Origin of the sequence: Arthrobacter arnarulunnguaqae (assembly GCF_051262515.1) — a bacterium.
Lineage (GTDB): Bacteria > Actinomycetota > Actinomycetes > Actinomycetales > Micrococcaceae > Arthrobacter_N.
Map to the genome: position 1 here is coordinate 433,541 of NZ_JBIMER010000001.1, position 13,943 is coordinate 447,483.

The 13,943-nt window shown below is 68.6% G+C and carries 11 protein-coding genes; 4 read left to right on the forward strand and 7 right to left on the reverse strand.

All coding sequences use genetic code 11. The features are described 5' to 3' along the window. Nucleotides 1–55: 55 nt before the first annotated feature. Both ACHAAJ_RS01965 and ACHAAJ_RS01970 read left to right on the forward strand, forming a co-directional pair. Nucleotides 56–916 (forward strand): DUF3097 domain-containing protein, encoded by an 861-nt coding sequence (locus ACHAAJ_RS01965; RefSeq protein ID WP_435726169.1) that lies wholly within the window; start codon nucleotides 56–58, stop codon nucleotides 914–916. A gap of 105 nt (nucleotides 917–1,021) precedes the next feature. Next, entirely contained in the window at nucleotides 1,022–1,456 is a 435-nt protein-coding gene (locus ACHAAJ_RS01970) for a DUF4870 domain-containing protein (protein WP_435726170.1), read from the forward strand. Nucleotides 1,457–1,471: 15 nt separating this feature from the next. Here the strand turns inward: ACHAAJ_RS01970 and hemW are convergent, their stop codons facing one another. Further along, complete coding sequence (hemW, locus tag ACHAAJ_RS01975) at nucleotides 1,472–2,701, reverse strand: radical SAM family heme chaperone HemW (RefSeq protein WP_435726171.1); 1,230 nt, start codon at nucleotides 2,699–2,701, stop codon at nucleotides 1,472–1,474. Between the two features lie 4 nt (nucleotides 2,702–2,705). Then, nucleotides 2,706–4,559: a translation elongation factor 4 gene (gene lepA, locus ACHAAJ_RS01980; RefSeq protein WP_435726172.1), complete on the reverse strand. Its 1,854-nt coding sequence runs from the start codon at nucleotides 4,557–4,559 to the stop codon at nucleotides 2,706–2,708. 133 nt (nucleotides 4,560–4,692) lie between these two features. On the opposite strand from lepA, the gene ACHAAJ_RS01985 reads away from it, so the two are divergent. Both ACHAAJ_RS01985 and rpsT read left to right on the forward strand, forming a co-directional pair. Continuing rightward, a complete protein-coding gene (locus ACHAAJ_RS01985; RefSeq protein ID WP_435726173.1) occupies nucleotides 4,693–5,238 on the forward strand; it encodes a type II toxin-antitoxin system PemK/MazF family toxin in 546 nt (181 codons plus the stop codon). A 197-nt stretch (nucleotides 5,239–5,435) separates the two neighbouring features. After that, a complete protein-coding gene (gene rpsT, locus ACHAAJ_RS01990) occupies nucleotides 5,436–5,696 on the forward strand; it encodes a 30S ribosomal protein S20 (protein ID WP_435726174.1) in 261 nt (86 codons plus the stop codon). Between the two features lie 105 nt (nucleotides 5,697–5,801). Here the strand turns inward: rpsT and holA are convergent, their stop codons facing one another. The 5 genes from holA to leuS form a co-directional block, all read right to left on the reverse strand. Next, nucleotides 5,802–6,821 carry a DNA polymerase III subunit delta gene (gene holA, locus ACHAAJ_RS01995; protein WP_435726175.1) on the reverse strand — a complete coding sequence of 340 codons (1,020 nt, stop codon included), beginning with the start codon at nucleotides 6,819–6,821 and terminating at the stop codon, nucleotides 5,802–5,804. Nucleotides 6,822–6,858: 37 nt separating this feature from the next. Beyond that, nucleotides 6,859–9,432, reverse strand: a complete 2,574-nt coding sequence (locus ACHAAJ_RS02000; RefSeq protein ID WP_435726176.1) for a ComEC/Rec2 family competence protein — start codon at nucleotides 9,430–9,432, stop codon at nucleotides 6,859–6,861. Further along, nucleotides 9,429–10,202, reverse strand: a complete 774-nt coding sequence (locus tag ACHAAJ_RS02005) for a ComEA family DNA-binding protein (RefSeq protein ID WP_435726177.1) — start codon at nucleotides 10,200–10,202, stop codon at nucleotides 9,429–9,431. The genes ACHAAJ_RS02000 and ACHAAJ_RS02005 overlap by 4 nt, the downstream gene beginning before the upstream one ends. A gap of 101 nt (nucleotides 10,203–10,303) precedes the next feature. Continuing rightward, nucleotides 10,304–11,293 (reverse strand): DegV family protein, encoded by a 990-nt coding sequence (locus tag ACHAAJ_RS02010; RefSeq protein WP_435726178.1) that lies wholly within the window; start codon nucleotides 11,291–11,293, stop codon nucleotides 10,304–10,306. A gap of 51 nt (nucleotides 11,294–11,344) precedes the next feature. After that, on the reverse strand, nucleotides 11,345–13,855 hold the full coding sequence (gene leuS / locus ACHAAJ_RS02015; protein ID WP_435726179.1) for a leucine--tRNA ligase: 2,511 nt from the start codon (nucleotides 13,853–13,855) through the stop codon (nucleotides 11,345–11,347). Nucleotides 13,856–13,943: the final 88 nt, after the last annotated feature.

Genomic DNA, 13,943 nt, shown 5'->3' on the forward strand with positions numbered 1-13,943 from the left:
GCCGGATCGCACCGCCGCCCCCGTGGGCGCACCACGAAAGGCTGTGTCAGGCACTGTGAACAACTACGAATGGGGCGCCCGCGAGATCTCGGCCCCGCGACCGAGGAAACTTCGCCAAGTCCCCGCCGCGTTGGGTCTGGTCCTCGAGGACGTGCAGACGGAATGGGTGGGCGAAGTAGTCCGGGTCGAAAAGTCCGGGGGCATGCGGATCGTGGTCCTTGAGGACCGGCGCGGAAAAACCAAGTCCTTCCCGACCGGTTTCGGATTCCTGATCGAGGGCGAGCCCGTCGAGATCGTGGAGCCGGTTCGGGGCGGCACGCCGCCGCGGCCGGCGCGTACGGCGTCCGGTTCGGTGCGGGTCGAGAACCTCAGGGCGCGGACGGCTCGGGCGAGCCGCGTTTGGGTCGAGGGCAAGCACGACGCGGAGCTGGTCGAGAAGGTATGGGGCCACGACCTGCGCGTCGAGGGTGTTGTCGTGGAGCCCCTGCACGGCGTCGACGACCTGGCGTCTGCCGTGCGGGAATTCGCCCCGGGGCCGGGACGGCGGCTCGGCATTCTGGTGGACCATCTGGTGCCGGGCAGCAAGGAAGCCCGGATCGCCGCCGAGGCCATGGCCGTGCCGGGTGCGCGTGGCAACGTCCTGATCGTCGGCCACCCCTACGTCGACGTATGGCAGGCCATCCGCCCTTCGGTGCTCGGCATTCGCGCCTGGCCGGTTGCGCCCCGCGGGACCGACTGGAAAACGGGGATCCTTCGGGGCCTCGGGTGGCCGCATGCAACCCAAGCGGACGTGGCGCTGGGTTGGAAGCGCCTGCTGGCGAGCGTCACGAGCTACGCGGACTTGGAGGCCAGCCTGCTGGGCCGCGTGGAGGAGGTCATCGATTTCCTGACGGCCGAGGGTGGCCCACGCGGGTAGCGACACGGGACAGGCCCGGCGCGCGGAGCGGATCCGCGCCGAACCACCGGCCCGTCGTGCGCGAACCACCGACTTCACGGGATAAACTGGCCGCAATAGGCGACCATGAATGGAGACTCGGGCGTGACCCACGGGTTTAGCGAAAAGGCACGGAACGATTCCGGGGACCGCAGGCACTACGAGGCCTCCTCCCCCTCGCCGTTGCCGTTGTCTCCTTCGGAGGACCGGCAATGGGCAACGATCGCCCACTTCGGATCGATCCTCGGTTTCATTCCGTCGGCAGTGATCTATTTCGTGTACCGCGGGCGCGGCCCGTTCACCGCGCAGGAGTCCAAAGAGGCCCTGAACTTCACGGTGCCGTTGACGGTTTTGGCGATGCTGTCCAACATCCTCACGTTGATCCCGGTGGTCGGGAGCGTCTTCGCGGTGATCGCGGTGGCCATCTGGGTTTACCTGACGGTGAGCGGGGTCGTCGCGGGCATCGAGGTCAACCGGGGCCGGCCATACCGCTATCCACTGAACCTGCGGCTGATCCACTAGCCGGCGGCGTTGGACTCAGAAGTCCAGGAGGCGCCTGACAACGGCGTCGGCCAGCAGCCGGCCGTTCAGGGTCGCAACCACCGTCCCGCGCACGGCCGCCGGCCCTTCGATCAGGCCGTCGGCGATCAGGCCTGCCACCGCCTTCCTTCCCGCCGGGCGCAACTCCGCGGTGGGCATGCCATCGACAATGCGTGTCAGCAACATCGCGCGTTCGAGGTAGCGCGCGTCGTCGTCGGGGGTTTCGCGTCCCGCGGCCGGGGAAACGCCCGCATCGATCCGCTGCTGGTAGGCCGCGGGATGCTTCACGTTCCACCACCGGAGGCCGCCGACGTGGGAGTGCGCGCCGGGACCGGCGCCCCACCAGTCCGCCCCGGTCCAATAGGCCATGTTGTGGCGGCAGCGGGTTTCCTCCGAGCGGCTCCAGTTGCTGACTTCGTACCAGCCGAAGCCCGCGGCCGTGAGCATGGATTCAGCCAACAGGTACTTGTCGGCGTGGTCGTCGTCGTCGATGTCTGGCACTTCTCCGCGTTTGATCTGGGCGGCGAGACGCGTGCCATCCTCGATGATCAGGGCGTAGGCGGAAATGTGGTCCGGCTCGTAGGAGAGCGCGGTCTCCAGGCTGGCGCGCCAGTCGTCGATGCTCTCCCCCGGCGTGCCGTAGATCAGGTCGACGCTGACGGCCAGCCCGGCGTCGCGTGCCCACTGCACGGCGCGGCCCACGCGTTCGGGACGGTGGGTGCGGTCCAGCGTCTTGAGCACGTGGGGCACCGCCGACTGCATGCCGAACGAGACGCGCGTGAATCCGGCGTCGGAAAGAACCCGCAGGGATTCCGGCGTGACGGAGTCCGGATTGGCCTCCGTGGTCACCTCCGCGCCCGGGGCCAGCCCCCAGAGGACGGAGATGCGTTCCAGCACGGACGCAAGGTCCTCGGCAGGCAACAGCGTCGGAGTCCCGCCGCCGAAGAACACGGTCTCGACCCGGCGGTCCGGCAGTCCGGAGCCGGTCAGGACGCGTGCGCCGAACGCCAGTTCGGATCCGACGGCGGCGGCGTAGGTGTCCTGGGTGGCGCCGGAGCCCAGTTCGTGCGCCGTGTAGGTGTTGAAGTCGCAGTATCCGCAGCGCACCGCGCAGAAGGGAATGTGTACGTAGACGCAGAAGGGACGCTCCGCGGCGCCCTCGCCGGACGACGCCGGAAGCAGCCCATTGGCGGGGGCCGGATCTCCCAACGGCAAAACTGAGGGCATCGGGCTACTTCTTGCCCTTGTCCTTGGATTCGTCGGAGGACAGTGCGGCGATGAAGGCCTCCTGCGGCACCTCGACGCGGCCGACCATCTTCATGCGCTTCTTGCCCTCCTTCTGCTTTTCCAACAGCTTGCGCTTGCGCGAAATGTCGCCGCCGTAGCACTTGGCCAGAACGTCCTTGCGGATGGCCCGGATGCTCTCGCGGGCGATGATGCGGGAGCCGATGGCGGCCTGGATGGGAACCTCGAACTGCTGGCGCGGGATGAGCTCGCGCAACTTGGACGTCATCAACGTGCCGTACGAGTAGGCCTTGTCTTTGTGCGTGATGGCGCTAAACGCATCCACCTGCTCCCCCTGGAGCAGGATGTCCACCTTCACCAGATCGGCGATCTGCTCGCCGTCCGCCTTCCAGTCCAGGGATGCGTAGCCGCGGGTCTTGGACTTGAGCACGTCGAAGAAGTCGAAGACGATCTCGGCGAGGGGAAGCCAGTACCGCAGCTCCACACGCTCCTCGGAAAGGTAATCCATGCCGCGCATCTGACCACGCCGGGACTGGCACAACTCCATGATCGCGCCAACGAACTCGTTGGGAGCCAGAATGGTCGCCGCGACCATCGGCTCGTGGACCTCGAGGATCTTTCCCGTGGGGAACTCGCTGGGGTTAGTGACCGTGACCATGTTGCGGTCGTCCGTCATGACCTCGTACACCACGTTCGGGGCAGTCGAGATCAGATCCAGGTTGAACTCGCGCTCGAGGCGCTCGCGGACGATCTCCAGGTGGAGCAGGCCCAAGAACCCCACCCGGAAGCCGAATCCCAGCGCAACGGAGGTCTCGGGCACGTAGGTGAGGGCGGCGTCGTTCAGCTGCAGCTTGTCCAACGCGTCGCGCAGTACGGGGTAGTCGGAGCCGTCGATGGGGTAGAGGCCCGAGAAGACCATCGGCTTGGGGTCCTCGTAGCCGCCGAGGGAGTCGGCGGCCGGCTTCAACAGGTTTGTCACGGTGTCGCCGACCTTGGAGAGCCGCACGTCCTTCACGCCCGTGATCAGGTATCCGACCTCGCCAACGCCCAGGCCCTTGCTCGGCGTCGGCTCCGGGGAACTGACGCCGATCTCGAGGAGTTCGTGGCTGGCGCGGGTGGACATCATCTGGATGCGCTCGCGCGGGTGGAGTTGACCGTCGACGACCCGCACGTACGTGACGACGCCGCGGTAGGTGTCGTAGACGGAGTCGAAGATCATGGCGCGCGCCGGAGCGTTCGGGTCGCCGACCGGTGGGGGTAGGTCGCGCACGATCTTGTCCAGCAGGACCTCGACGCCGGCGCCGGTCTTGCCCGAAACCCGCAGGACGTCGTCGGGGTCTCCCCCGATGAGGCTGGCGAGCTCGGCGGCGTACTTCTCCGGCTGTGCGGCGGGCAGATCGATCTTGTTGAGCACGGGGATGATGGCCAGGTTGTTTTCCATGGCCAGATACAGGTTGGCCAGGGTCTGGGCCTCGATGCCCTGCGCCGCGTCAACCAGGAGGACGGCGCCCTCGCAGGCGGCCAGCGAGCGGGAGACCTCGTACGTGAAGTCCACGTGTCCCGGCGTGTCGATCATGTTCAGGGCGTATGCGGTGCCGTCGAGTTCCCAAGGCATGCGTACGGCCTGGCTCTTGATCGTGATCCCACGCTCGCGCTCGATGTCCATCCGGTCCAGGTACTGCGCCTTCATGTCGCGCTGCTGCACCACTCCGGTGGACTGCAGCATGCGGTCGGCCAGGGTGGACTTGCCATGGTCGATATGGGCGATGATGCAGAAGTTCCTGATGATCGCCGGATCGGTGGCGGCGGGCACCGGTGCGGTGCGGGCCATGGGAGACACGTGGGTGACCTCGCTCTGTACGGAAGGCAGGTGAACTGGGCGCGGGCGGACCGCAAAAAGCCATTATCCCATGCTTCCGGCGGCGTGCGCTCCCCGCGCGGAGGGCCGCGGGTCCGGCTGGTACCGTGTGCGCATGCAATTCAATGGACGCATGGCCGTGAAGATGATCCGGATGGCGATGCGCCTGGTCCGGTCCACCCGAAGCGCCGGGAGCGGCGGGCCGGCGTCGTACGGCGGAAGCGGAAACCCGCCGCCGCCGCTGGCGGGCGACGCGTCGGGCGGGTGGCAGGCCGGCGGCTATCCGGGGGATTTCACCGGCTCGCTGCGTCCCACCTACCGGCCCGAGCCCGACGGGGAGCCGGATCCCGGCGAGGTGGTGTGGGCTTGGGTGCCCTACGAAGAGGACCACGCCCAGGGCAAGGACCGACCCGTCCTGCTGGTGGGTCACGACGGGCCCTACCTCCTGGGGCTGATGCTGACATCCAAGGACCGCAACAACGGCAGGAACGCCGATCCCAACTACGTGGATATCGGCAGCGGCCGCTGGGACACCGCGGGGCGGGAGAGCGAAGTGAAATTGGATCGTGTCGTGCGCCTCGAGCCGGGCGGCATCAGGCGCGAGGGGGCGGTCCTGGACAAGTCGAGGTTCGACGTCGTGGCGAGCCGGCTCACGGCCTAGACGGCGCCCGCCGACGCGCCGTGTTCGTGCCGGAATCGCGGGGCGGGTGCATTACTGCTAACATTGACTGCTGTGTGTCCGGGCAGGTCGACGGGCACTTCTCCCGAGTCGCCATAGGTATCCCCACGCCGCTCAGTCGATGGCTCTGGAGTGAACCCTCACCGACCCATCCGCGAGAAGCAAGAGAGTTTATACCAGTGGCAAATATCAAGTCCCAGAAGAAGCGCATCCTCACCAACGAGAAGGCACGCGTTCGCAACGCCGCCATCAAGTCGGAGCTGAAGACCGCAATCCGCTCGGTCAACGAGGCCGTGGCCTCCGCCGACAAGGATGCCGCCGGCACCGCGCTGGCCTCGGCCAGCCGCAAGCTGGACAAGGCCGTCAGCAAGGGTGTCGTCCACAAGAACAACGCCGCGAACCGCAAGTCCGCGATCTCCAAGAAGGTCGCCGCCCTCTAGGCAGGACGAGCATGCGGAGGATGGCCGCCCCGGCAACGGGGTGGCCATCCTTTTTTGTGTTGGAGCAAGGACCCGCCCCGCCCCGCCACCGGACCGTCGCGTGCATCAGCGGCGTGCGGCCAGGGCGATTCCGGTGACGGCGCGCTCCACCGCGTATTCGGGATCCCGCGATGCGCCCTTGACCTGTGCGTCGGCTTCCGCGACCAGTCGTAGGCAGTTCACGAGCTCGTCCGGCGTCCAGTATTGTGCCTGTTCCTGGGCCTGTTGGACCTGCCAGGGAGCCATCCCCAATTCCCTCGCCAGCTGCCCGGCCGACTTGCGCTGCCCTGCGACCTTGGCCACCTGTCGGAGCTTCATGGCCAGCGCCGCGACGATCGGGACGGGGTCGGTGCCGGTGGCCAGCGCATGGCGCAAAGTGCTGAGGGCGACGGCCCCACGCCCGGTGAGGGCGGCGTCTGCGACCTTGAAACCGGTCGCTTCGACCCGCCCACCGAAATACTCGTCGACCGACTCCTTGACGACTTCGCCCGTGGTGTCCTGAACCAACTGCGTGCAGGCGGCCGCCAGTTCGGCCAGGTCCGAGCCGACCGCGGCCACGAGAGCCCGCGCGGCGTCGGGCTGGATGCGGCGCTTGGCCTGGCGGAACTCCTGGGCCACGAAGTCCAGCTTCTCCGCGTCCTTTTTCAGCGGCTGGCAGTCGATGACGTGGGCTCCGGCCGCCTTCAGGGCATCCAAGAGCTTCTTGCCGCGGTTGCCCCCGGAATGGTGCATTGCCACCACGACGTCCGGCGCAGGCGACTTGCAGTAGGCCAAGGCGTCCTCGAGGAAGTCCTCGTTCATGGTGGCGAGCCCTCGGGCCACCACCACTTTCGCCTCGCCGAAAAGCGAGGGGCTGGCGGCCATGAGCAGCTCACCGCGTTGGTAGGCGGCCGCATCGAACTCCGTGGTTTCGACTCCGGACTCGCGTTCCCGGACAAGGCTGCGGAGCCGCTCGACGGCCCTCCCGGCCAGATGGGATTCCGGTCCGAGGAGCAGGACCAAGGGAGCCGGTTCAACGGTGCGCCAGCTCCCCGCCGATGCCGTCTTGGCCTGACTCCTTGTGGGAGCCGACTTTGCTGCCGCCATGTCCGTCCACCTTCCGACGCTTGTTTGACTCTGAATCCTATCCCCTCCACCGGGACCGTCCGGTGGCTTCCCCCGTCGGCGTTCCGACCAACTCCACGGTGCCCCGCCCAGTGGTGCGCAGGAGGATCGTACCGTTGAGGTCCGTGCGGAACGTCGCCATGCCCGCGGCGTCCAGAGCGGCCAGGATTTCCGGCGCCGGGTGTCCGTAGCCGTTGTCCGCTCCAACGCTGATCAACGCGATCCTTGCCCCTACCCGTTCGATGACGTCGGTTCCCCCGTTTCTGGCGCCATGGTGGCTGACCTTGAGGATGTCCGCCCGCAGGCGTGGGCGCTCCCCGAGCAGCCGAAGCATGGCGTCCTCTTCAATGTCACCCGTTGCCAGAAGCGTTGCTCCGGTGGAGAGGGTGAAGAGCACGACCAGCGACGCGTCGTTTTCGCTGGTCGACACGGCGCCGGCGGAGGGCGAGATAGCGGACCACTCCAGGGTCCGCTCCCGTCCCTTTTCACCGGCCCCGATCCGGCGCGCCTGGTGGGCATCGGGCATTCCACGTGGGCTCTCGTCCGGGTCCGCGCCGGAATAGTACAGCTCGCCGACGCTACGCCCGCGGAAGACGCCGGCGATCCCGCCTGCGTGGTCCGCGTGCAGGTGCGTGACGAAGAGTGCGTCGACGGTGTCCACGCCGAGGCCGGACAGGCACGCGTCGACCGCGCCCGGGTCCAAACCCGTATCCACGACCACGGCGCTTCGATCCCCGGTACGCAGCGCCAGCGCGTCACCCTGACCGATGTCGCACACCGCCACTTCCCATGGACCGGACTTCGTCGGGAACACGGCAGTCGCCGGCAACGTGATGCCCGCGAGGAGCGCGATGAAACCGATGGCGGCACCGATGGCCCATCCCCGCGCACCGATTCGCGTACCCGGGAACCGCCGCGCTCCAGGCACCTCCGGCGCGGGATCCGTTGGCTGGTCCACGGACCGGCGCCGGACCGTGGCCAACCATGCTGAAGAAACGGCCAACGCGGCCAGGACGGCGGCGGCCAGCTGGCCACTTCCCCCCTCGGGCCAGGGAACGGTGGCGGCGGGCAGGGAAGCCACCGCCCTGCCGACGCCGGCCACGAGGACCGACGGCAATCCAGAGGCCCACACGAGCGGGAGCACCCAGGGTGCCGGAAGTGCGGCCAACAGCAGGGCGGAAGTCCCGACGACGGTGACGATCGGCACCAGCGGAGCCACGATGATGTTGGCGGCCACGGCATAGACGGGAAGCTCCGCGCTCAGATCAACGAGCACGGGAAGGCAAAACAGTTGGGCGGAGATGCAGATGGCCGATCCGTTGGCCAGCCAACCCGGCATGATCCGCATCAGAACCGCGGCCAGCGGACGGCCGAGAACCACGATCCCGGTGGTCGCGAGGACGGACAGCTGGAACGCGGGCTCACCGGCATACCAGGGGTTCCACACCAGCAACGCCACAACGCAAACACACAAGGAGGAAAACGCCTGCCGCCCGCGCCCGGCATAGACGGCCGTGGCGGCGACGGCTCCCATGACCGCGGACCGGACGACGCTGGGTTCGGGACGGACGAGGACCACGAAACCCACCAGACAGGCCAGCGAGCCCGCGTAGGCGGCGGCCCGCCCCAGTCCCGTGGCACGAGCCAGCCACAGCACGGCGCCGAGTACCATGGCGCAGTTCGCGCCGCTGACCGCGGTCAAATGCACGAGACCCGACGCCTTCATGGCCGCGGACAGCCCCTCGTCCTGACCGCTGCGGTCCCCCATGACCATGCCGGGCAGGAGCGCGGCCCCGTCGGCGGGCAGCACTCGTGTCAGGTCCAGGAAGCGGGATCGAAGAGTGTGGGCCGGCCCTGGCGCGTCGTCCACTCCACGGATGCTGATCGGTCCCGTGGGGCGGATCCAAAGTGTTTCGCGCGATTCCGGCGACGCCGGAGAGGCGCGCCCCAGGCCTTCGACCACGTCCCCGTTCCGGAGGGGGCGCCCGCCGACATGGTCCGGTGAGACGGCCACGACGACTTCCGTGTTTGTCCCACGCCACTGCCCCGCCAAGGCATACCGCTCCAGGGCGGCAGACGCGATCAGCGTCGTGACTCGGGGCTTTCCTGTCCGGCCGGTGCCGTCGTCCCTCTCGTTCTCGTCCGATGCGCCGAAGCGGTCGGGGTTCGCCACCGCGCGGGGATCCTCCAGTAGCCGGACGCTGAAACGCAGGGAATCCCCGTCGGCCAGATGAGCGTCGAAAACCGGATCGGTGGTGGACAGTCCGTGTCCGGCGACCGAAACCGCGGCCAGCGTCCCCCCGGCCACGAACAACGCCAGCGGCGCCCACAGGGGATGGCTCCAGGCGAGCAGTCCCCTGTTGCGCAAGAGGACCCACGCCAGGGCAACCAGCAGTGCGCTTCCGGCGCACGCAACCAGCGCCGTGGACGGGACGTCGAGCCCCACCAAGGCCGTGGCCGCAAGCCATGCGCCTGCGGCGCACCACAACGCCCTGGCGTCCAAGCCCGCGAGTTCTTCCTGTGTGCTCCCCGTGGGAGGCGGAGACAGGGCCCGGTTCGCGGTGTCGGCGAGCAGGGCGGGGATCTTCCTCATTCGAAGGCCACCAGCCCCTCGAGCCGCTCCATCATGGCCGGTCCAATGCCCGGGACGGAATCCAGCTCAGAGAGCGAGGAGAAGGGTCCGTTGCGGCCGCGATGGTCGATGATCTTGGCGGCCATGACGGGGCCGACGCCGGGAAGGCTCTCCAACTCGGCAGCGGGCGCGGTGTTGACGTTGACGGCCACGGCGGCCGACGCGGCCCCGGCACCGTGGGAACCGGCGGAATCCGGGACGCCGGTTCCGGCAGCCCCGGCGGGACGCCCGTCACCCGTGGTGGGAATCAGGAGCTGTTGGCCATCGTTCAGCACGGAAGCCAGATTGACGGCCGACTGGTCGGCTTGCGCCGTCAGGCCCCCGGCTTCCTCCACCGCCGTGGCGGCGCGCGTGCCGACGGGAAACGTGTAGACGCCTGGCTTCTTGACGGCGCCGGCCACGTGGACCACCAGGCTTCCGGCAGACGTGTCCGCGGAAGGGACGTCCGGGGATCCGCCCGGCGCTTCCTCCCCGTCGCCGGGCTTCTCATCCGTCGGACCCGCGGCGGGTGCGGAAGCAATGCCCGTCGCGGCGCTGGGAACCAGTTGGACCTCCCCGAGGCGCTCTCCCCCGCCGTTCGGCGGGTGGAAAAGGAGGCTGATGCAGATCCATGCCAGGGCACCCAGCAACAGGCATAGTGTGGCCCCGCGTCCGACGCGCAAGCGCAGCCGCCGGACCGGGGCCACCGGACGGGCGGTGTCCCCGCGAAGTTCCCACCGGTGACGGACCATGCCCCCACGCTAGGGATCGGCCGGGCCGGGGCGACCGACGCTGAGGCCGGTGTGGAATCCGGGGGTCTGGTGACCGGTTGTGGAGGGCGGCTCTCCGCGTCCTATTGCTCCTGTGGCTCCGGATCCTTGGGTATCGCCGAGACCACCACGGCCAAGACGCCGGCCCCCGTGTGGGCGGCGAGGACCGCCGGCAGCGGCTGGCATCTGACCGGCTGGACGGAGGATCCGGACAGCTCGTTCGCGAGTTCGTGCGCGGGACCGCTGTCGCCGAAATAGTGGACGGCCACGCGTGCCCCGGCCGGGTGTCGGCCGGCATCCTCACGGGCCAGCGCGACGAGTCGAACGAGGGCGCGCGGCAGTGTCCGTACCTTCTCCTTCACCACCACCTGGCCCTCGCTCACCGCCAAAAGGGGTTTGACGGCCAAAATGGTACCCAGCACGCTGGCGGCGGCACCGATCCGGCCACCCTTGCGCAATTGCTCAAGGCTGGGGACGACGAATCCGATCGTGTTGCCCCCCGCGAGGCCGGCAACCGCGGCCACGCCGGACTCGTCGACACCGACCTCGGACGCGGACACCGCGTCCATCACCGAAAAGCCCAAGGCCAGTCCCACCGTCTCCGAATCGACGACGGTGACGGGAACCGGGCTCTGCTCCGCGGCCCAATGTGCCGCCTCGACGGTGCCCGAAAGCTTCGACGACAGGTGGATCGACACGACGTGTTCGAATCCGGCGTCGGCCAACGCCCGGTACGTGCGCAGGAACAATCCGGGAGCCGGCCGGGACGTCTTGACCGACTTTCCGAGCGCCAGTGCCATGGCCAACTCGGTTTCGACGTCGGCTGTGCCTTCCGTGTGCATCTGGCCGTCGATCATGATCGGCATGGGCACCACGGTGAGGACCGCGCGGTGCGCCGCGGCCCAGTCGACGGGAATGGCCGACGACGAATCGGTGACCACCGCGACGCGGTGCCCCGGGGGCGTTGCGGCTCGGCCGTTCGCCACCTCGCGCCCGCGCCGGCGCAGCCGTTCAAGCCAGCCGGGCAGCCGATCCGGTCCGCCCGGCTGGGCGAGCGCCCCGTTCTGCTCCATCGTCGTGTCCGTCCTCTTGATCGGCTGGTGTGGCGGACCCGCCTGCGGATCCTATGCCGGGACGATGTTCACGAGTTTAGGCGCACGGACGATCACGGTGCGCAGGTCCCGGCCGTCCACGGCGCGCCGGACGGCGGCCGACTCCAACGCGAGTTCGCGCAGGGCGTCCTCCGTGATGTCGGCGGGCACCTCGATACGGTCGCGCACCTTGCCCTGCACCTGCACAATGGCGGTGACGGTGTCTTGGACCAGCAGCGCTTCCTCGACGGCGGGCCATCCGGCATTGGCGACGGACGGTTCGTGGCCGAGCTGGGCCCACATGTCCTCCGCCGTGTAGGGAGCGAAGAGGCTGAGGATCACCGCCACGGCCTCGACGGCCTCGCGCACGGCCGGATCCGCCGCGCCGGGGCCCGCGTCGATCGCCTTGCGTGTCGCGTTGACCAGCTCCATGGCCTTGGCCACGACGACGTTGAACTTCCCGGCGTCGAGGAGTTCGCGCGCGTCCGCGACTGTGCGGTGCGTCGCGCTGCGCAGCGCCTTGTCGCCGTCGGACGGATCGGTGCCCACCGCGCTGGCGACGTCTCCGGCCAGGCGCCAGGCACGGGCCAGGAACTTGGAGGAGCCCGACGGCGAGACGTCCGCCCAGTCGACGTCGTCCTCCGGCGGCGACGCGAAGATCATGGTGAGACGAACGGCGTCGACCCCGAACTTGTCCAACTGCTCCCCGAGGTCCACGCCGTTGCCCAGCGACTTGGACATGGCCTTGCCGCCGTTGAGGACCTGGCCCTGGTTGAGGAGGGCGCTGAAGGGTTCGGTCGCCTCGATCAGGCCGAGGTCGTGGACCACCTTGGTGAAGAACCGCGAATAGAGCAGATGCAGGATCGCGTGCTCCACGCCGCCGACGTACTGTCCGACCGGCATCCAGTCCCTAACCGCCTGCGGATCGAACGGGCCCTCGGTGTAGTGCGGGGAAACGAACCGCATGAAGTACCAGGAGGAGTCCACGAAAGTATCCATGGTGTCCGTATCCCGCTTCGCGTCGCCGCCGCACTTCGGGCACGCGACGTTGACCCACTCGGGAACCGCGGCCAAGGGGGAAGTCCCCTTCGGGGCGAGCTGTTCACCGCGCAGGTTGTCCGGGAGGCGGACTGGGAGCTGGTCGTCCGGAACCGGGACCTCGCCGCAGTCGGCGCAGTGGATGATGGGGATCGGCGTGCCCCAGAACCGCTGGCGGCTCAGGAGCCAGTCGCGCAGGCGGAAGTTGACGGTGTGCTCACCCGTTCCGGCGGCCTCGACGATTTCAATCGCACGGGCGATTCCGTCGGCCTTGCTCAGGCCGTCCAGTTCGCCGGAATTGATCAGTGTGCCCTCGCCCGTGGTCGCAACGCCCGTGGCGGCCGGGTCCTCCTCGCCGGTGTCGAGCACGGCGCGAACCGGCAGCCCGAAGGCCGTGGCGAAGTCGAGGTCGCGCTGGTCGTGCGCGGGCACGGCCATGATGGCGCCCGTTCCGTACTCCGCCAGCACGTAGTCCGCGGCCCAGACGGGCAGCTTCTCTCCGTTGAGCGGGTTCACGGCGTAGCGGCCCGTGAACACCCCGGTCTTCTCGCGTTCGGTGGCCTGGCGCTCGATCTCGCTCAGCGCCTTGACCTGCTCCTGGTACTCCTCCAGCGCCGGGCGCTGTTCGTCCGTGACCAGCTCGGCGGCCAAGGCGGCGTCCGCGGCGACCACGAAGAACGTGGCGCCGTGCAGGGTGTCGGGGCGGGTGGTGAAGACGGTGGTCATCGCCGCGGGCTTGTTGCCCACGGCCTCGATGGCGAAGTGGACGTGGGCGCCCTCCGACCGGCCGATCCAGTTCTTTTGCATGGAGAGCACGCGCTCCGGCCAGTGGCCCTTGAGCTGCTCCATGTCCTGGAGCAGCCGGTCGGCGTAGTCCGTGATCTTGAAATACCACTGGTTCAGCGACTTCTTGGTCACCGGGGTACCGCAACGCTCGCAGGCGCCGTTGACGACCTGCTCGTTGGCGAGCACCGTCTGGTCCGTGGGGCACCAGTTCACCGGGTGGTCCTTGCGGTAGGCCAGGTCCTTCTCGTAGAACCGGACGAACAGCCACTGGGTCCAGCGGTAGTACTCGGGATCGGAGGTGTGCACGCGGCGGGACCAGTCGGCGCTGATCGCGTAGCGCTTGAAAGAGGCCGCCTGCGTCTCGATGTTCGCGTACGTCCACTCGCTCGGGTGTGCGTTGCGCTTGATCGCGGCGTTCTCCGCCGGGAGGCCGAACGAGTCCCAGCCGATCGGGTGCATAACGTCGTAGCCCAGCTGGCGCCAGTAGCGTGCCACGACGTCGCCCATGGCGAACGCCTCGGCGTGGCCCATGTGCAGGTCGCCGGAGGGATAGGGGAACATGTCCAGCACGTAGCGGCGTTCGCGGCTTCCGTCGTCGAGCGGGGCGAAGACATTGAGCTTGTCCCAGACCGGCGCCCAGGTCGCTTCGATGGCCGCGGCGTCGTAGGCCTGTCCGGCCTCCTCGGACTGCCGGCTGGTGGTGCTGTTCTCGCTGGTCACTGGTGGTCTTCCTCGTTGAATCGGTGCCTCGGCGACCCGGGCCTACCCGCGGGGCGTTCAGGACAAACAAAAGCCCCTTGCATGCAAG

Bases quoted from the DNA above. Each gene is read 5' to 3' on its own strand.
- ACHAAJ_RS01970 (WP_435726170.1), top strand. From the start codon at position 1,022: ATGAATGGAGACTCGGGCGTGACCCACGGGTTTAGCGAAAAGGCACGG.
- hemW (WP_435726171.1), bottom strand. From the start codon at position 2,701: ATGCCCTCAGTTTTGCCGTTGGGAGATCCGGCCCCCGCCAATGGGCTG.
- ACHAAJ_RS01985 (WP_435726173.1), top strand. From the start codon at position 4,693: ATGCAATTCAATGGACGCATGGCCGTGAAGATGATCCGGATGGCGATG.
- holA (WP_435726175.1), bottom strand. From the start codon at position 6,821: ATGGCGGCAGCAAAGTCGGCTCCCACAAGGAGTCAGGCCAAGACGGCA.
- ACHAAJ_RS02000 (WP_435726176.1), bottom strand. From the start codon at position 9,432: ATGAGGAAGATCCCCGCCCTGCTCGCCGACACCGCGAACCGGGCCCTG.
- ACHAAJ_RS02005 (WP_435726177.1), bottom strand. From the start codon at position 10,202: ATGGTCCGTCACCGGTGGGAACTTCGCGGGGACACCGCCCGTCCGGTG.
- ACHAAJ_RS02010 (WP_435726178.1), bottom strand. From the start codon at position 11,293: ATGGAGCAGAACGGGGCGCTCGCCCAGCCGGGCGGACCGGATCGGCTG.